The 17,441-nt window shown below is 69.5% G+C and carries 15 protein-coding genes; 9 read left to right on the top strand and 6 right to left on the bottom strand.

The window, feature by feature from the left end; all coding sequences use genetic code 11:
• Positions 1–277: 277 nt before the first annotated feature.
• Complete coding sequence (locus R3A49_12665; protein MEZ5171579.1) at positions 278–1,285, bottom strand: YeeE/YedE thiosulfate transporter family protein; 1,008 nt, start codon at positions 1,283–1,285, stop codon at positions 278–280.
• Between the two features lie 57 nt (positions 1,286–1,342).
• Here R3A49_12665 and R3A49_12670 point away from each other — a divergent pair, with 57 nt between their 5' ends.
• Together R3A49_12670 and R3A49_12675 are read left to right on the top strand one after the other, a co-directional pair.
• The gene (locus R3A49_12670; protein MEZ5171580.1) at positions 1,343–2,311 is read left to right on the top strand and encodes an LLM class flavin-dependent oxidoreductase; all 969 of its coding nucleotides are present in this window, start codon (positions 1,343–1,345) and stop codon (positions 2,309–2,311) included.
• A 295-nt stretch (positions 2,312–2,606) separates the two neighbouring features.
• Positions 2,607–3,656, top strand: a complete 1,050-nt coding sequence (locus R3A49_12675; GenBank protein ID MEZ5171581.1) for a transglycosylase family protein — start codon at positions 2,607–2,609, stop codon at positions 3,654–3,656.
• Between the two features lies 1 nt (position 3,657).
• Here the strand turns inward: R3A49_12675 and R3A49_12680 are convergent, their stop codons facing one another.
• Positions 3,658–5,091, bottom strand: coding sequence for an NAD(P)/FAD-dependent oxidoreductase (locus tag R3A49_12680; GenBank protein MEZ5171582.1), 1,434 nt, complete (start codon positions 5,089–5,091; stop codon positions 3,658–3,660).
• A 356-nt stretch (positions 5,092–5,447) separates the two neighbouring features.
• Here R3A49_12680 and R3A49_12685 point away from each other — a divergent pair, with 356 nt between their 5' ends.
• A complete protein-coding gene (locus tag R3A49_12685; protein MEZ5171583.1) occupies positions 5,448–6,281 on the top strand; it encodes a DNA-formamidopyrimidine glycosylase family protein in 834 nt (277 codons plus the stop codon).
• Positions 6,282–6,297: 16 nt separating this feature from the next.
• Here the strand turns inward: R3A49_12685 and R3A49_12690 are convergent, their stop codons facing one another.
• Complete coding sequence (locus tag R3A49_12690) at positions 6,298–7,281, bottom strand: hypothetical protein (protein MEZ5171584.1); 984 nt, start codon at positions 7,279–7,281, stop codon at positions 6,298–6,300.
• Between the two features lie 140 nt (positions 7,282–7,421).
• Here R3A49_12690 and lgt point away from each other — a divergent pair, with 140 nt between their 5' ends.
• From lgt to R3A49_12705, 3 genes are read left to right on the top strand one after another with little or no spacing between them, the layout of a single operon-like run.
• Positions 7,422–8,384: a prolipoprotein diacylglyceryl transferase gene (gene lgt / locus R3A49_12695; protein MEZ5171585.1), complete on the top strand. Its 963-nt coding sequence runs from the start codon at positions 7,422–7,424 to the stop codon at positions 8,382–8,384.
• Positions 8,385–8,416: 32 nt separating this feature from the next.
• Positions 8,417–9,181 carry an ABC transporter ATP-binding protein gene (locus tag R3A49_12700; protein MEZ5171586.1) on the top strand — a complete coding sequence of 255 codons (765 nt, stop codon included), beginning with the start codon at positions 8,417–8,419 and terminating at the stop codon, positions 9,179–9,181.
• 49 nt (positions 9,182–9,230) lie between these two features.
• The gene (locus R3A49_12705) at positions 9,231–12,050 is read left to right on the top strand and encodes an FtsX-like permease family protein (protein ID MEZ5171587.1); all 2,820 of its coding nucleotides are present in this window, start codon (positions 9,231–9,233) and stop codon (positions 12,048–12,050) included.
• Between the two features lie 31 nt (positions 12,051–12,081).
• On the opposite strand, the gene purE is transcribed toward R3A49_12705, so the two are convergent.
• A complete protein-coding gene (purE, locus tag R3A49_12710) occupies positions 12,082–12,585 on the bottom strand; it encodes a 5-(carboxyamino)imidazole ribonucleotide mutase (protein MEZ5171588.1) in 504 nt (167 codons plus the stop codon).
• 24 nt (positions 12,586–12,609) lie between these two features.
• Here purE and R3A49_12715 point away from each other — a divergent pair, with 24 nt between their 5' ends.
• Positions 12,610–13,581 (top strand): nitronate monooxygenase, encoded by a 972-nt coding sequence (locus tag R3A49_12715; GenBank protein MEZ5171589.1) that lies wholly within the window; start codon positions 12,610–12,612, stop codon positions 13,579–13,581.
• On the opposite strand, the gene R3A49_12720 is transcribed toward R3A49_12715, so the two are convergent.
• Together R3A49_12720 and gmd are read right to left on the bottom strand one after the other, a co-directional pair.
• Positions 13,574–14,794, bottom strand: a complete 1,221-nt coding sequence (locus R3A49_12720; GenBank protein ID MEZ5171590.1) for a deoxyribodipyrimidine photo-lyase — start codon at positions 14,792–14,794, stop codon at positions 13,574–13,576. The two genes, R3A49_12715 and R3A49_12720, sit on opposite strands and share 8 nt — an antisense overlap.
• 159 nt (positions 14,795–14,953) lie before the next feature.
• The gene (gmd, locus tag R3A49_12725; protein MEZ5171591.1) at positions 14,954–15,943 is read right to left on the bottom strand and encodes a GDP-mannose 4,6-dehydratase; all 990 of its coding nucleotides are present in this window, start codon (positions 15,941–15,943) and stop codon (positions 14,954–14,956) included.
• A 137-nt stretch (positions 15,944–16,080) separates the two neighbouring features.
• On the opposite strand from gmd, the gene R3A49_12730 reads away from it, so the two are divergent.
• Both R3A49_12730 and R3A49_12735 read left to right on the top strand, forming a co-directional pair.
• A complete protein-coding gene (locus tag R3A49_12730; protein MEZ5171592.1) occupies positions 16,081–16,809 on the top strand; it encodes a histidine phosphatase family protein in 729 nt (242 codons plus the stop codon).
• Positions 16,806–17,441, top strand: a complete 636-nt coding sequence (locus R3A49_12735) for a DUF3090 family protein (GenBank protein ID MEZ5171593.1) — start codon at positions 16,806–16,808, stop codon at positions 17,439–17,441. Before R3A49_12730 ends, R3A49_12735 begins: the two co-directional genes overlap by 4 nt.

The following is a 17,441-nucleotide window of genomic DNA, read 5'->3' on the forward strand; positions in this document are numbered from 1 at the left end:
AGCGCCGCAGGTATCCTGCGGTGCCCGAGCCGGGGCCCGAGCGGCCTGGCGCCGGAGGCGCCGGAGCGGGAGCGAAGCGTCAGCGAAGGCGAGGATGAGCGCCGCAGGTATCCTGCGGTGCCCGAGCCGGGGCCCGAGCGGCCTGGCGCCGGAGGCGCCGAGAGCGGGGAGCGAAGCGTCAGCGAAGGCGAGGATGAGCGCCGCAGGTATCCTGCGGTGCCCGAGCCGGGGCCCGAGCGGCCTGGCGCCGGAGGCGCCGAGAGCGGGGAGCGAAGCGTCAGGACGCTGCGGGACCCCACTCCACGGGTCGCGGCACGGAGCGGGCGACGGTCTTCCACACCGCCCGGGTGACGGCGATCCCCACGATCACCGACGCCACGACCACCCACGACGACACGTTGAGCTGTGCCACACCCGACAGCCCGTGGCCGAGATTGCACCCGCCACCCACCTGGCCGCCGACACCCAGGAGCAGTCCCCCCAGCCCGAGTCCGGCGTAGCGGGGCAGGGTCTCGCCGCGCACCCAGGTGGCGCCCGACGTTCCCGCCGCGATGGCCGACCCGACCACGATGAATCCGACGAAGCCGATGATCCACCAGCTCGGGTTGCCGTCGACCCAGCGCGAGACGGTCCCGACCGTGCTCGGCCCGAAACCCCCGTCGCCGATGCCGGCCAGTGCCCACCCCGCCACGAGTGCGACGCCCAGACCCACGCCCGTCGGCGGCCACGCCAACTGCGATGCACGCCCGGGCCGGTCGCGCGACGCCCCGCGCCATCCGAAGAGCAGCCCGATCACGACGGCCACGACCGGAACGACGACGAACCAGCGGTTCACGCCGAGCCACCCCGGGATCGTGGCCGCGGATCCTCCCTCGAGCACCGTGGTGTCGGAGATCGTGTCGCGCACGGGTGCACCGACCCACCCGTCGCCGAGCGTCCACCCGGCCACACCGACCAGCGCGCCGAGCATCCCGGCGCCCAGCTTGAAGAAGAGACCCGACGCGCACGTGACGGCGATGACCATTCCCACACCGATGATGAGGCCGCCCGCGATGTTGCGGGCCGGACGAAAGGCCAGCCCGTCGTTGAGCTGAGGCCACGCATCGAGCGAGTAGATCGTCGCGAGCCCGACCACTCCGATCATCACGCCGAGCAACCAGGCGCGGGCGAGCCCGTAGTGGTGCGCGAGCAGTCCCGACCAGGTGGCGTGGAAGCAGAGTTGCCCTCGCTCGAGCACGAAACCCATCACGAGCCCGGCCACTGCGCCGGTGACGAAGAGCAGCATCGACAGGGCAGTCTCGCATCTGCCTCGGCGAAGCGTGCGCCGGTAGCGTGCTGCGCCATGGACCTCTCCTGCATGCTTCTTCCCGGGCCCGGAATCGTGGAACAGGCCCGGGCGGCCGAGGCGGCGGGCTACTCGCGCGTCTGGCTGTCGGACTCGCCGGTCTTCTACCACGATGTCTGGGTCGCGGCGGCCCGGGTCGCGGAGAGCACCCACCGTGTCGGCGTCGGCCCCGCGGTGCTCGTGCCGTCGCTGCGCCACGTCGTCACGCAGGCCGCCGCGGTGGCGACCCTCGAGACGCTGGCGCCCGGGCGTGCCGTCGTTGCGGTCGGAACGGGCTTCACCGGGCGCATGGCGCTCGGGCAGCGTGCCCTTCCGTGGCGGGAGGTCGAGGAGTACGTCCGGGCCCTCCGGGCGCTCCTGGCGGGCGGGGCCGCCGAGGTCGACGGCGCCCGGGTGCGGCTCATGCACCCCGACGGCTTCACCGCCCCGGCCGCCGACGTTCCCGTGCTCGTGGCGGCCAACGGCCCGAAGGGCCTGGAGGTCGCGAAGGAGCTCGGCGACGGCGTCATGACGATCGGTGCCGGCCAACCCGGGTTCGACTGGTGCGCCGCGCTCACGTTCGGGACGGTTCTGGCCGACAAGGAGCCCGCCGACTCCGAACGTGCCGTCGAGGCGGTCGGTCCGGGTTTCGTCGCGCTGTACCACGGCGCCTACGAAGCCGACTCGGCGGCTCTGTTCCCGAACGGAGAGGAGTGGTCGGCCTCGATCGACGCGCTCCCCGCCGAGACGCGACATCTCGACCTCCATGCGGACCATCTCGTGACCGTGACCGAACGCGACCGGCCACTCATCGACGCCGACGCGATCACCGACCTCACATGGACGGGAACATCTGACGCCGTCGCGGCACGCGCCGAAGCGGCCGGGGCGAGTGGCGTCACGGAGGTGCTGTTCGCGCCGGGTGGCCCCGACATGGTCGGGGAACTGGAACGGTTCGCCGCGGCCCTCTCGGGCGTGGTCGTGTGATCGGGTCCCGTCGGGCCCGGAAACCGGACAAACCGTCGAATCTCGGGAAAGAATTTCGGATTCACGGAACCGCTGGTCACGGGCGGATAACCGGTTCTTTCCACAGGGTCGCGGGGTGCACGGGGCCCGAACTGTTTGCCCGGCGTGAGGCGACCCTCCTAGCTTCGTGACTTGAGCACACCGCACGTCGGTACATCCGCTCACCTTCCCTGGGATTGAGGTTCGGTTCGACGCGCGGGACAACCTGATCGACACGACGACACGTTCAACGACGAACGCGGAGGAAGCCCCCACGGTGGACCGTCACGGCCGACCGAACACACCACCACTCCGGACGCAGACGCGCGGGCACCGCCGCCTGGTCGGCGTCCTGCTCTCGGCGGCCCTCGCCGCCGGGTTGGTGGCCGCCGCACCGGCGTCGTCGCAGGAGGATCCCCTCGTCGCCGCCGAGCAGCGCCTGGCCGACGCGCAGGCCCGGGCCGACGACGTCGCCGAGCGCTACTTCGACGCCCTCAACCGGGGCGAGGAGCTCGACGCCGAGATCGCCACGATCGAAGAGGAGATCGCCTCGGCCGAGGCCGAGGCCGAGGAGGTCCGCGACATCGCCCGTGAGCGGGCCGCCACCGCCTACACGAACCGCGGCGCCGGCACCGATGCGGTCTTCGACGTCGACAGCGACGGTGTCCTGACGGCTGCCCGCCGGGCCGAGCTGCTCGAGTCGGCACACGACGTCAACCAGGACGCCTTCGATGACCTCCGAGAGGTCACCGAGGACCTCGAGAGACGACGCGAGGATCTCGAGGACGCACGGGCCGAGGCCGCCGAGAACCTGGAGAGCCTCGAAGCCGAGGAAGCCGACCTCCAGCGCGCGCTCGACGAGGCCCAGAGCGACTACGCCACCCTCGAGTCGGAGCGCGCCGCCGAGCAGGCCCGCCTCGCCGCGGCCGAAGCCGAGCGGGAGCGAACCTCGCGCGCCGAGGCCGCACCGCCCACCACCTCCGCCCCTGCTCCCGCCAGCACCCCGGCGCCCGCACCCACGCCGCCGGCCGTCGGCGGCGGAGGCGGTGGTGGAGGCGGCGGCGGGACGCACCCGCAACACAACCACCCGTTCCTCGTGTGCACGCGCCAGCGCGAATCGGGCGGCAACTACGCCATCAACACCGGCAACGGCTTCTACGGCGCCTATCAGTTCCTGCCGTCCACGTGGAACGCCGCGGCGAACCACGCCGGACGCCCGGATCTCGTCGGTGTGCTGCCCTCGAACGCCTCCGCCTACGACCAGGACGACATGGCCTGGACCCTCTACCAGTGGCAGGGCAAGGGCCCCTGGGGCGGTAGGTGCTGAGTCACAGCGAATGCCGTAAGGCAGAGCGCGCCGCCCAGTAGCCGCACATGCCGTGCGCGCCGCCGCCGGGCGGCGTGGCAGCGGAGCACAGGTAGATTCCCTCAGCAGGTGTGCGGTACGGGTCGGTACCCACGGTCGGGCGAAACACCGCCCGGAGCCCGCTGTTCGAACCGGTGGCGATGTCGCCGCCCACGAAGTTCGGGTTGTAGCGCGCGTACTCGGCGGCGGTGCGCGTGTGCCGGGCCGCCACGAGGTCACCGAAGCCCGGGGCGAAGCGCTCGATCTGCGCTTCGATGGCGCCCGTCATGTCGACCGTCGACCCGTTCGGCACGTGGCAGTAGGCCCACAACGTGTGCCGTCCCGTGGGCGCACGGGTGTCGTCGAAAACGCTGGGCTGCGCGACGAGCACGAAGGGCCGTTCCGGGTGCCGGCCGAGTGCCACCTCCGCCTCGGCGGTAGCGACCTCCTCGAAGGTCCCGCCCACGTGCACGGTGCCGGCCCGGCGGGCGGGGACTGCATCCCACGGAACAGGCCCGGTGAGCGCGTAGTCGACCTTGCAGACGCCGGGACCGTACGGCGCGCTCTCGAGCTTCTTCACATACCGGCGCGGAAGCCGGTCCGACGCGAGCGACAGCAGCCCGGCGGGCGACACATCGAGCAGAACGGCGCGTGCCCGGGGCAGGTCGTCGAGGCTCGCGACATGCCGGTCGGTCTCGACCACACCACCGAGGGACTCCAGGTACGACACGAGCGCAGATGCCAGGGCACCGGACCCGCCGCGGACGACCGGCCACCCCTCGGTGTGTGCCGACGCGGCGAGAGCGAGGCCGAACGACGCCGTCAGCGGCCTCTCCAGCGGCACCGCGGCGTGTGCCGCCATTCCGGCGAAGGCGGCGCGGGCCTCATCACCGCGGAGGCGCGCGACGAGTCGTGACGCCGGGAGTAGTGCAGGAAGGCCGAAACGCGCCAGAGCCACAGGGTTGTGCGGGATCCGCAGCACCGGAGCGGTGATCGCAGGCAGGACCTTCGCCCAGTTCCGGACGGTCGGGCCGACGACACTCCGCCACGACGCGGCTCCCTCCCCGAAACCCTCGGCGGTGTCGTGGAGCGAGCGCCCGACCGCCGCGGCACGCCCACCGTCGAGTGGATGGGCCGTGGGCAGGTCTGGATGCACCCACTCGAGGCCGTGCTCATGCAGTGGGAGCTTGCGAAAGAACCGTGACGCGATCCCGAAGGGGTGAACGGCCGAGCAGACGTCGTGGACGTACCCGGGGAGGGTCAGTTCCGCCGAGCGCGTCCCACCACCCGGCTCGGACGCGCTGTCGAAAACGCGAACAGACCGTCCGGAGCGTGCGAGCTCGATCGCAGCCGCGAGCCCGTTGGGCCCGGCCCCGACGACGAGGGCGTCGGGGCAATCACGTGAGGTTGCGACCACCGGTGCAGTCTGGCGCGCACGCGGCGTGGTTCAGGTAGCGGACCAGGCGTCCTCTTCGGGATGGAGAATCGCAGCGCGGCCCCGAGGCACGCGGTCCGACAACTCGTCGGGTGACTGCGGTGTGTGCTCGGCGAAGACCTCCTCGACGGAGACGACCTCGTCGTCGTCGCTTCCGTCCTTCCGCCGTCCGGGGAGTCCGGCTTGTCAGTCTTCTTCCTCGAGAACACGGGTCCTCCTCGTGTGGGGTCCGTACCTTCTTCGGCACGATGCGGCCACGGGTTGACCCATTCGGGGGATTTCCGGCACCGCCGGCCACCGGGCGCCACTGCTGCTTCCACGGGTTAACGTCGCAAGCCATGCCCGAGCTGCCGGTGGTCCAGGCCCTCTCGGAGCGCCTCGACACCCTGTTGGGCGGCCAGGAGCTCACGGCGGTCGACCCGGTCGGATTCAGCGGCCTCAAGACGGTCGAGCCACCCCCCCACACCTTCATCGGGAAGGGGCTCCGCAGCGTCGGCAGCACCGGGAAGTACCTCGTCTTCGATTTCGACGGCGGGCGGATCCTCGTGCACCTCTCCCAAGGTGGTCGGATCGTTCTCGAGGAGCCGCCGAAGAGGACCCGCCCGAAGGCGGCGGTCGTCCGACTCGTCTTCGGCGCAACGACGGGAATCCTGTTGCGCGAGTACGGCACCGAGCGCAAGGCGGGGTGGTGGGTACTGGCCGAGGGAGACCCGGGCCCGCTCGAGAAGCTCGGGCCCGACCCGCGCTCCGACGAGTTCGCGGCGTTCGTGCTCGGTGGTGGCGACACACGACGCGTGCACACGTGGCTGCGCGACCAGCGAACGGTGGCTGGCATCGGGCGCGGTCTGTCCGACGACATCCTGCACCGCGCGCGCCTCTCGCCGTACACGGCACTCCCCAAGCTCGGCGACGACGAGAGGAAACGCCTCCTCGATGCCACGCTCGCCACGATCGACGCCGCTCTCGAGGCGGAACGGACGAGGTCGGGCGGCCTGCCACCGAAGCTCTCCGAGAACTTCACCGTCCACGGCCGCTACGGCACGCCGTGCCCCACGTGCGGCGAGGGGCTCCGGCGCGTCTCCTACGAGAGCCACGAGGTCACCTACTGCCCGGCGTGCCAGACCGGCGGGAAGGTTCTGGCCGACCGGCGGATGTCCCGTCTGGTGAAGTAGACGCATCACCACGGCGTCAGAAGGTGACCGGTGCTCCCGTATCGACGACTTCGAACGCCGAGCCCGGAACAGCCTTGAGCTGAGCGAGGTCGTCGTCGTCCCACCGTGGGTCGGCGGCCCCGGTCACGAACCAGTTCGAGCCGTTGTCGGCGACGAGCATCCCGTACGTCGCCAGCGCGTCGAGAACCACGCGGGCCTGGCCGCTGTAGCCGGAGCGGTCGAAGTCGGCACGAAGGCGCAGCCGAAGCCCCATCGGGGGCGCCGCAGGGTCCGTCACCGACGACGCCCAGTGCCGCGCCGGGTCGATGTAGGCACGACGCGTCGTCGAGAACGTGACGCGCAGCGCGTGGTCGATCTCTCCGGAGGCGACCTCGTCGAAACGGACGAGTCCGGGGAAGATCGGGAGGCCGGCCGCGTCGGCGGATGTCCACCCCGCAGGACGCAGGTCGTTCGAGCGGAGATCCCAGGTCGCGCCGGAGTCGGCCTCCCAGCCCGTTGCCGTCGGGAAGGAGCGGTAGAGCTCGTAGAGCCGGCAGCCGTCACGGTCGACGGCGAGGACGTGGCGGTCACTTCCCCCTTCGACGGGGGCTCCGAGCGGGACCGGATACGGGCCCGGGTCGCTCTCGTCGCCGTAGGCCGTGAAGGTGATGGGAACGGGTGGTTGCGTTCCGGGCACCGTGACGTAGGGGATCCCGTAGGCGCCGTCTCCCCCGAAGTCGGGGTGGAGGTGGTCGCCGCCGTGGCCGCGGATGAAAGCCAGGATCGCGGCACTGTCGGGATGGACGGGTGCGTCGTCGACGCGGGTGTTCCAGGCGTTGTCGGCAGGGAACACGGGGCAGTCGCCGAGCGGGCCGTTCTGTGACCACCCCCCGGGCCCCGGCGCCGCGGTGGTCGTCGAGGTGGCGGGTGGCGGCGGATCGGTGGGCGGCTCCGGGAGACAGCCGACGCCGAGCAGAGCCCCGACCCCCACGACGATCAGCACCGCCCTGACGCCCGCCATGACCTGTCCATCGGCAGCGGGGGCCCCGGAATTTGAACGGAAGTGGAGGGCGCGACGCAGGGTTCCCGTGGCCTCACCGATAGGGTCAGGCCCGTGCAAGGGGCCGTCGTGGGCGCACACCGAACCGTCGAGGTACGGCAGTGGACCTGATCGCATCTATCCCCAGCCCGTCGTCGAACCGCATCGGGCCGTTCCACGCCTACGGGCTGATGATCGCCCTCGGCGTCGTCGTCGCCTACTTCATCGCCGACCGGCGCTGGCGGCGCATGGGAGGGCGCGACGAGACCTTCGGCGACATGGCCGTGTGGATCGTCGTGTGGGGCGTCATTGGCTCTCGCATCTACCACGTCGTCAGCGACATCCAGCTCTACAACGGCCGCGGTTTCGACGGCGTCATCGACGCCTTCAAGATCTGGGACGGAGGTCTGGGGAGTTGGGGCTGGCTGTTGGCCGGCGCGATCACGATCATCGTGCTGGCTCATCGGCGTGGCCTCGACGCGCTCCGAATGATGGATGCTGTCGCTCCCGGCGTCTTCGTGGCTCAGGCCATCGGCCGGTGGGGCAACTGGTTCAACCAGGAGCTGTTCGGCCGCCCGACCGATCTGCCGTGGGGCCTCGAGATCGACGAGTTCCACCGCCCCGCGGGCTTCCAGGATCACGCCACGTTCCACCCGACGTTCCTCTACGAGGCATTGTGGAATCTGATCATCGTCGGCTTTGTCATCTGGGCAGAGCGACGCTTCCGGTTCCGTCGGGGACAGTCGGCGGCAGCACTGCTCGCCCTCTACACCGCCGGGCGCTTCGTGTGGGAGAACCTGCGCATCGACCCGGCCAACGAGTTCTTCGGGCTCCGCCTCAGCGCGTTGGTGTCGATGGGTGCGTTCGTGTTCGCTCTCGCGTGGTTCGTCTGGCTCGGGCGTCGCGACGTCGAGCCGCCGCCTCTGGAGCAGGGGCTTCCGCCGGCACGAGACTTCGACGACCCGGCACCGCTGAGCCGACGCTCACGCGACCAGCAGGACCTCGAGGAGGCGACGAGCCCTGAGGGGTCAGATGACATCGACGACGTCACCTCGGATCAACAGGCACCCGGCCCCGATCGCTAGCCTGCGGGGGACCCTCTCAGCCGGGAGATCCCATGACCACGACCGTTCCTCCACCCGCGCCCGCACCGACCGGCGCTCCCGCCGCTCGCGGGATCGGCCTGCACAAGGTCTACGGTTCCGGAGAGGCCGAGGTGCGTGCCCTCGACGGTGTCGACGTCGAGTTCGAGCCACAACGATTCACGGCGATCATGGGGCCGTCGGGCTCGGGCAAGTCCACGCTCATGCACTGCATGGCGGGTCTCGACGACCTCACGAGCGGCACGATCTATCTCGGCGACGTCGAGATCACCGACCTGTCGGAGAAAGACCTCACGAAACTGCGGCGTGACCGCCTGGGCTTCGTGTTCCAGGCTTACAACCTCGTTCCCACGCTCAACGCCATCGAGAACATCACGCTGCCGATGTCGCTGGCGGGCAGAAAGCCCGACCAGGAGTGGGTCGACACGGTCGTCGACACCGTCGGACTCACCGACCGTCTCACACACCGTCCGTCCGAGCTGTCCGGTGGACAACAGCAACGCGTGGCCGTCGCCCGCGCGCTGGCCAGCCGCCCCGATCTGGTCTTCGCCGACGAACCGACGGGGAACCTCGACTCCAAGTCGGGTGCGCAGGTTCTCGGCTTCATGCGTCAGGCCGTCGACGACTTCGATCAGACCGTCGTGATGGTCACGCACGACCCCAACGCAGCCGCGCACGCCGACCGTGTCCTCTACCTCGAGGACGGTCGGATCGTCGACGAGATGAGCGATCCGACGGCCGACAGGGTCATCGAGCGCATGAAGCGCTTCGGCGAGTAGAGAGCCCGCAGCCGACGCGACCGGCCTCCGAGCGACGCGACCAACCGCCATGTGGAAGACGACCCTCAACGGCCTCCTGGCCCACAAGCTGCGTTTCGTGCTCACGGCGCTCGCCGTGTTCCTCGGCGTTGCGTTCATGGCCGGCACGCTCGTTCTGACCGACACCGTGGGCCAGGCCTTCGACGACCTCTTTGCCAGCGCCAACGCCGGAACCGATGCCGTCGTGCGTGAGAAGTCGGAGTTCGAAGACCAGTTCGGTCAGGCGGTCCGGAGCCCGATCCCCGCGACCGTTGCCGATGAGATGGCCGCGATCGACGGCGTGAAGACCGCCGAGGGGAACGTGGCGGGGATCGCCACGATCATCGGCACGCCCGAAGAGGTCGAGAAGCAGATCGAGGAGGGTGAAGGGGGGCTCGGGCGGCGCCGCGGCGGCAATGGACCACCCGCACTCGGCTTCAACTGGCCGACGGTGGAGGCGCTCAACCCGCTCCGCCTCGTCGAGGGCGAGGCACCGACGAGCGAGGGCTTCGACGCCGACACCGCGGCCGCCACGGAAGCGGCGTCAGCCCCTGCCGCCGAAACCGGCGATTCGGCGCCACTCACACCCGTCGACACCTACTGCGACAGGTGTGAGATCGTCGTCGACAAGGCCAGCGCCGACGCCGAGGACCTGAAGGTGGGTGACGACGTCATCGTCACCACAGCCGTCGGCACCGGCACCTACGAACTCGTCGGAATCGTGACGTTCGGCTCTGTCGACTCCCCGGCCGGTTCCTCCATGACGGCCTGGGCGACCGACGTGGCACAGCAGGTCATGGGCTACGGCGACAGCTACTTCGACGTGCGAGTCGTTGCCGACGACGGTGTGTCGCAGGAGGAGCTCGTCGACAACATCTCGCGCTCCTTGGAGGTCAGGGCGGGTGTTGTCGCGGGGATATCGAAGGTCGCTGGGAAACTCGGAAGTCAGGAGGTGTCAGAAGGTGTCGCCGAGCTGAAGCTCGATCTCGAGGTCCTCACCGGCGAGCAGCTCACCGAGGAGGATCAGAACGACATCGCCGATCAGCTCGGGTTCTTCAACACCTTTCTCCTGGTCTTTGCGGGAGTGGCGCTCTTCGTCGGTGTCTTCATCATCTACAACACCTTCTCGATCATCGTGGCGCAGCGAACGCGCGAGATGGCGCTGCTGCGGGCCGTGGGAGCCGACCGCCGCCAGGTTCTCCTCTCGGTCATGGGGGAGGCGCTGATCGTCGGGCTCCTCGCGTCGGCGCTCGGCCTCGGTGCCGGAATCGTTCTCGCCGACGTGCTCCAGAGTGCTCTGGCGGCGTTGGGATTCGACCTGTCATCGACGAACACGGTGATCGGCGTCCGCACCATCGTCGCTTCGTTGGTGGTCGGCACGTTGATCACGCTGGTCTCGGCCTTCGTGCCCGCCCGCAAGGCCGCCGCGGTTCCCCCGATCGCTGCGTTGCGCGACGTCTCGGTCGACACGTCGGGGCGATCGGTCGCACGTGTTGCCTGGGGTGTCGGTGTCGTGGTGCTCGGAGCCCTCACGCTGGCGATCGGTCTGTTCACCGACGCCGGAAACTCCATCGCACTCGTGGGCGTCGGGGCCGTGGTCGTCTTCCTCGGCGTCATCGTGCTCGGCCCTCTGATGGCGCGTCCACTCTCCAGCGCGCTGGGTGCACCGGTACGTCGATTCCGCGGCACACCCGGGACCCTGGCACGCGCCAACGCCATGCGGAATCCCAAGCGAACCTCCGCCACGGCCGCGGCCCTCATCATCGGTGTCGGACTGGTCGGGTTCATCACGATCTTCGCCAGTTCGGCGACCGCGTCGATCGGAGCTGTAATCGACAAGGCGTTTCTCGCCGACTTCGGCGTCGACAGTGGGTCCTTCGGGTTCGGGGGCCTGCCGCCCGAGCTCGCCGATGAGATCCGGCAACTTCCCGGGGTCGAGACCGTCGACGACGGAGCAGGAAACGAGGTGAAGGCCGTTTCGGGAATCCGCGTGGGTGCCGCGGAGATCGACGACTCGCCGGTTCAGGTCACCGCCGTGGATCCTGCCACCATCAACTCGCTGTTCGATGTCGGCGTCTCCGAGGGCGCCATCGAGGGGGCCGGGCCCGGCGACATCTTCGTGCTGCGCGACAAGGCCGAGGAGAAGGGCTGGGACCTCGGCGACACGGTGACGGTCAACTTCGCACGCACCGGCGAGCAGGACCTCACCATCGTCGCGATCTACGACGAGCCGGAGCCCGCCGGTACCTGGACGATTCCCATCTCGGGATTCGAGGAAAACTTCGATCCGTCCCAACAGGTCGACATCCAGGTGTATGTGAACTACGCGGACGACGTCGATCTGGAGGAGGCGCGGGAGCAACTCGAGGCGACCGTGTTCGAGGTCGCTCCCAACGGTGAGGTGCAGGACCAGACCGAGCTCAAGAAGTCGATCACGGATCAGATCAACCAGATCCTCATTGTGATCTTCGCCCTCCTCGCTCTCGCCGTGATCATCGCACTGCTGGGGATCGCCAACTCGCTGGCCTTGTCGATCTTCGAGCGCACACGTGAGATCGGGCTTCTCCGGGCCGTCGGGATGACGCGTTCACAGGTCCGCACGACGATCCGGTGGGAGTCGGTGATCATCAGCATCATGGGAACGCTGATCGGCCTCGTCGTGAGCCTCTTCTTCGGTTTTGCCATCTTCCAGGCGATCAGAGACACAGGATTCGAGGTCTTCTCCGTTCCCGTTCTCCAGTTGGCCTTCATCGTGCTCGTCGCGGCAGTGGCCGGTGTGGTCGCAGCGATCTTTCCGGCCCGACGTGCGTCGAAGCTCGACGTGATGGAGTCGATCACGACGACCGAGTAGGACACCGCCACGGTTGCTCGCCGGGCGCCGCTCAGGCCGTGTCGGTGCGGACCCGTTGGTCCTTGGCGGCGACGCTCTCGGCCAGGTCCGCGCGGAACCGCTCGAGTCGTTCGCAAAGAGCCACGTCGGATGTGGCGAGGATCTGCACCGCGAGCAGGCCGGCGTTGCGGGCGTTGCCGACGGCGACCGTCGCCACGGGAACGCCGGCGGGCATCTGCACGATCGAGAGCAGGGAGTCGAGCCCGTCGAGTTGGCGGAGCGGCACGGGGACGCCGATCACGGGGAGCGTCGTCATCGACGCCGTCATGCCGGGGAGGTGAGCAGCGCCGCCCGCGCCGGCGATGATCACCTTCAGGCCGCGTTCGGACGCCGTGGTGGCGTAGTCGGTCATGACATCGGGCGTCCGGTGGGCGGAGACCACGCGGACCTCATGGGCGACGTCGAACTCGGCGAGAGCGTCGATTGCCGCCTGCATGACCTCCAGGTCGGAGTCGCTGCCCATGATGACCCCGACCAGTGGGGATTCGCTCGCCATGCGGTCAACGCTAGCGTGGCTCTCATGCTGACGACGCGACTGACTGACGTCCTGAACATCGAGCACCCCGTGATGCTGGCCGGCATGGGCGGTGTCTCCTACCACCTGCTCACCGCTGCCGTCTCCGAGGCGGGCGGCTTCGGCTGCCTCGGGGCGTCGACGATGTCGACCGAGGAGCTCGTGGCGGAGATCGACGGCGTGCGCGAGCTCACGGACAGGCCCTTCGGTGTCGATCTCCTCACGGCGATTCCCGGGCAGCTCGAGGCGCAGACCGAACGCGCGATCGCCGGTGGCATGTCGCTCTTCGTCGCCGGGCTCGGTGTGCCCACCGAGGTCGTTCGGTTGTGCCACGACAGCAACGTGCTCGTGGCGAGCATGTGCGGGAAGGTCCGACACGCCGTCAATGCCGTCGACGCGGGGTGCGACATCGTCATCGCCCAGGGCACCGAGGCCGGTGGGCACACGGGCAGGATCGCGACCCTGCCGCTCGTTCCGCAGGTCGTCGACGCGGTCGGTGAGCGCGTTCCGGTGGTCGCGGCGGGTGGCATCGTCGACGGGCGTGGTCTCGCCGCGGCACTCACGCTCGGAGCCGACGGCGTGTGGGTCGGTACCCGTTTCATCGCCACGCCCGAGTCGCGCACATGGGCCGGCTACGAGGAGGCACTCGTCGACTCGGCCGAGGACGCCACGGTGATCTCCCGGGCGTTCACGGGCAAGACCCTGCGGGCGGTCCGCAACGCCTGGACCGACCACCACGACAAGCACCCCGAGGAGATCAGGCGTTTCCCCGAGCAACTCGAGTACTCGACGTCGAAGGGGGCGTTCCCCCTGCTCGGCCCGGCCGACCAGCCCATCGACCCCGACGTGGCCTGCTACCCCGCCGGTCAGGGGCTCGGGGCGATCGACGAGGTCGTCCCGGCGGGCGACATCGTGCGCCGGATGGTCGCCGACGCCGAGGAAACCCTCCGACGCTCGGCGTCCTTCATCGTCACGTGAGCTCGGGGAGGTACCGGCGGACGTACTCTCCGGAGGGGTCGAAGCGCTTCGCCTGGCGTACGGGATTGAACGTGCGGTTGGGGCGTGTGTCGTTGCCCGTTCCCGCGATCCACTGCCAGTTGGCGTAGTTGTTGGCGATGTCGCCGTCGACGAGGTGGTCCATGAAGTGACGGCCGCCGCACCGCCAGTCGACGCCGAGGTGCCTGCAGAGGAACGACGCGGTGATCATCCTCGCCCGGTTGTGCATCCACCCGGTCGCCAGCAGCTGACGCATTCCCGCATCGACGATCGGTAGGCCCGTACGGCCCGCCTTCCACGCCTCGAGCGCCTCGGGGTCGTCTCTCCAGCGCCGACGACCGCGTGGTCGGTAGTCCTGGGTGGTGATGGACGGGAAGGCCCGGACAGTCTGGTGGTGGAAGTCCCTCCAGCACAGCTGACGCACGAACGCCTCTCCGCCGGGCCGGTCGATGAAGCGCTCCTCGACCTCCCGGGCCGACAGACACCCGAAGTGCAGCGCCGCGCCGAGCTTCGACGTGTCGTCGGCTGCGAGATCGTCGTGGATCTCGTCGTACCGGCCGAGCATTCCGCGCCCCCACGAGTTGAAGCGTCGTCGCGCTTCGGTCTCTCCGCCGGGAATGACTTCGGGCGCAGGTCGCCCATCGACGAGTACCGCGGCGTCGGGGATCTCTCCGGGGTCGACACCGGTTGCATGTCGAACCGTCGCCGGGGCGCGCTCGACCGGTCGGCGAGGTGCTTCGCGCCACGCGTTCCAGTAGGGCGTGAAGACCTTGTAGGTCTTGAGAGCGTCGGGGGCGACGATGGTCGTGCCGTCACACACGACGAGCGACCGCCGCCCGAGGGTGGCGGCCAGTCGTTCCTCCCGATCGCGCGCGGTGCGGGTCACACCTCCGGAGACGAACACGGCCTCGGCACCGACTCCCTGCACCAGCTTCCCGACTTCGCGCGCCGTGTCGCCTCGGCGAACGACGAGATCGGCGCCTCGAGACCTCAGGTTGTCGCGCAGGTCGCGCAGGGCCTCGACGAGGAAACCGACCCGGTTCGGTGTCGCGAACCATGACCGCAGGATCGCCTGGTCGAGAACGAAGAGCGGTACGAGGTCTCGAGCCCGACGGAGCGCCTCGCGCAGCGCGGGATGGTCGTGAACACGCAGGTCGGAGGTGAACAGGACGATCGCCGTGTCCATACGCTTCATCTCCCCACCAGGTTGGTGCGCAAACCCGTTCCATGACCCGGAAATCGCACCATCTCGGCGGGGAGCTGAAGGCGAGGATCAGCGGCGCAGGTATCCTGCGTCGCCCGAGCCGGGGCCCGAGCGGCCTGGGGCCGTAGGCGCCGAGAGCGGGAGACTGGATCAGCCGGCGCCGGCCTTGGCCTTCTCCCATTCGAGGTCGTGCTCGTACATGCGCGCCACGAGCTCCTCGAAGCCGACCTTCGGCTTCCAGTCGAGCTTCTCCGCCGCCTTCGAGGCGTCGCCCATGAGCAGGTCGACCTCCGCGGGGCGGTCGAAGCGCGTGTCGTGGCTCACGTACGGCTCCCAGTCGTCGTAGCCGGCGATCCGAAAGGCCACGTCGAGGAAGTCGCGGATCGTGTGCGTCACGCCGGTGGCGACGACGTAGTCGTCGGGTGCGTCCTGCTGGAGCATCCGCCACATGGCGTCGACGTAGTCGCCGGCGAAGCCCCAGTCGCGCGCCGACTCCAGATTGCCGAGAGAGATGGAGTCCTGGAGGCCGAGCTTGATGCGGGCCAGCGCGTTCGTGATCTTGCGGGTCACGAACTCGAGGCCACGCCGCGGGCTCTCGTGGTTGAACAGGATCCCCGACGACGCATGGAGGCCGTAGGCCTCGCGGTAGTTGACCGTGACGTTGTGGCCGAAGACCTTGGCGACACCGTACGGCGAGCGTGGGTGGAAGGCGGTCGTCTCGGTCTGGGGCGTCTCACGCACCTTGCCGAACATCTCCGACGACGACGCCTGGTAGAAGCGGATGGGGTTGTTCTCGGCGCCACCGACGATGCGCACCGCCTCGAGCATCCGAAGCACACCCAGCCCGGTGATGTCGGCGGTGAGCTCCGGCTGGCGGAAGGACAGCTGCACGAAGCTGATGGCACCGAGGTTGTAGACCTCGTCGGGCTGGACCTGCTCCACGACCGCGATGAGAGAGGAGAGGTCGGTGAGGTCGCCCTCGACCAGCTCGAGCGCCGGGTTCTCCTCCTGGATCATCTGGGCCTTGGGGTTGTTCTGGCCCCGTACGACGCCGAACACCTGATAGTCCTTCGCCGCCAGGAACTCGGCCAGGTACCGGCCGTCCTGGCCGGTGATTCCCGTGATCAGTGCTCGCTTCATTCCGGCTCCCGTCGTGGCCCGGCCGACCGGGTCGTGGAGGTTCGGTGCAATCTACGCCGGAGCACGGGATCCGGTCGGCTCGGGACGAGCGGCCTCTCCGGACTGTGCGCCGGAGGGCGCCGGTACCATCGGTGGCGATGTCACCGGACACCGACACGAAGCAGGCGGAGCCCGACGTTGCTCCGACACCGCCGACGCGCCTCGTTCTCGTCCGCCACGCCGTCACACCCGAGACCGGCAAGGTCCTGACGGGCCGGACCCCGGGCGTGCACCTGTCGGACCGGGGTCGTGAGCAGGCCAAGGCGACCGCCGACCGTCTGGCCGGAACAGGCGTGGCGGCCGTGTACGCGAGCCCCATCGAACGGACCACGGAGACGGCCGAGCTCGTCGCCGAGCGTCACGGTCTGCCGGTCGTGCCGCTCGACGACGTCGTCGAGGCCGACTTCGGATCGTGGACGGGTGAGACGTTGTCAGGGTTGGCCGAGCGCGACGAGTGGGCGGTCGTCCAGAAGGCGCCCTCGCGGTTCCGGTTCCCGGACGGGGAGTCCATTCTCGAGATGCAGGCGCGCACCGTCAGCGGCCTCGACACCGTCGCTGCCCGGCACCCCGGGGAGGTCGTGGTCGTCGTGTCGCACGCGGACCCCATCCGGGTTGCGTTGGCACACTTCGCCGGTACGCCTCTGGACCTCTTCCAGCGCGTCATCGTGGAGCCGGCATCGATCAGTGTCGTTGCACTCGCCCCCTGGGGTGCGTGCATCGTGCGCATCAACGACACCGGCGACCTCACCGATCTGGATCCCGCCGCCGAGTCCGGACGCGGTACCGACAGCGAGAGCAGCAGCCCGAGTAGGGAGGACGAGCCGTGAGCGGAATCATCGAGTTCGACGCCGTCGACACACTCACAGCCGGCGCGGTCGGGCAGCCGGGGGAGCGAACGTTCCTGATCCAGGCCCGCAAGAACGATGCGGAGATCACCGTCGTCGTGGAAAAGCAGCAGGTGGCGTTGCTCGCCCGCGAGGTCGTGTCGTTCCTCAACCGGGTCGCCGGCGAGTACCCGGAGCCCGACAGCCCTCCGGCCACGAGCCCCCGCTTCCGAGAGCTGGACGATCCCGACCCCGACACGGCCGCTCCTGCGCGGTCCGATCTCGTCGAGGCGGCCCCACTGTTCCGTGCCCGGCTGATCGGGCTCGGCTTCGACCCGTCGCGCGACCTCGTTCTCCTCGAGTTGCGGGAGAACGTCCCCGACGACGAGGACGACGGAGCCGGCGACACCGCCCTGTTCGCAGCGGAGGAGCCGCCTCCCGATCCCGGCTCCGGGCACCCGTCGATCCAGGGCGTCGACGACGAGGGCTTCGTGGCCCGGATCTTCGCCACCCGCCCGCAGGTCCGAGCGATGGCGGCGGTCGGTACGGCAGCAGTGGCCGCGGGGCGGCCACTGTGTGACCTGTGCGACCAGCCGATCGACCCCGACGGGCACGTCTGCCCCCGCATGAACTGA

The organism is Acidimicrobiia bacterium, from assembly GCA_041394025.1.
In the GTDB taxonomy this organism is placed as follows: Bacteria; Actinomycetota; Acidimicrobiia; order IMCC26256; family JAOSJL01; genus JAOSJL01.

What these genes read in the sequence shown, in the direction of transcription:
- R3A49_12665 (MEZ5171579.1), bottom strand. Translation starts at nt 1,285, where the DNA reads ATGCTGCTCTTCGTCACCGGCGCAGTGGCCGGGCTCGTGATGGGTTTC.
- R3A49_12670 (MEZ5171580.1), top strand. Translation starts at nt 1,343, where the DNA reads ATGGACCTCTCCTGCATGCTTCTTCCCGGGCCCGGAATCGTGGAACAG.
- R3A49_12685 (MEZ5171583.1), top strand. Translation starts at nt 5,448, where the DNA reads ATGCCCGAGCTGCCGGTGGTCCAGGCCCTCTCGGAGCGCCTCGACACC.
- R3A49_12690 (MEZ5171584.1), bottom strand. Translation starts at nt 7,281, where the DNA reads ATGGCGGGCGTCAGGGCGGTGCTGATCGTCGTGGGGGTCGGGGCTCTG.
- R3A49_12700 (MEZ5171586.1), top strand. Translation starts at nt 8,417, where the DNA reads ATGACCACGACCGTTCCTCCACCCGCGCCCGCACCGACCGGCGCTCCC.
- R3A49_12705 (MEZ5171587.1), top strand. Translation starts at nt 9,231, where the DNA reads ATGTGGAAGACGACCCTCAACGGCCTCCTGGCCCACAAGCTGCGTTTC.
- purE (MEZ5171588.1), bottom strand. Translation starts at nt 12,585, where the DNA reads ATGGCGAGCGAATCCCCACTGGTCGGGGTCATCATGGGCAGCGACTCC.
- R3A49_12715 (MEZ5171589.1), top strand. Translation starts at nt 12,610, where the DNA reads ATGCTGACGACGCGACTGACTGACGTCCTGAACATCGAGCACCCCGTG.
- R3A49_12720 (MEZ5171590.1), bottom strand. Translation starts at nt 14,794, where the DNA reads ATGAAGCGTATGGACACGGCGATCGTCCTGTTCACCTCCGACCTGCGT.
- gmd (MEZ5171591.1), bottom strand. Translation starts at nt 15,943, where the DNA reads ATGAAGCGAGCACTGATCACGGGAATCACCGGCCAGGACGGCCGGTAC.
- R3A49_12730 (MEZ5171592.1), top strand. Translation starts at nt 16,081, where the DNA reads ATGTCACCGGACACCGACACGAAGCAGGCGGAGCCCGACGTTGCTCCG.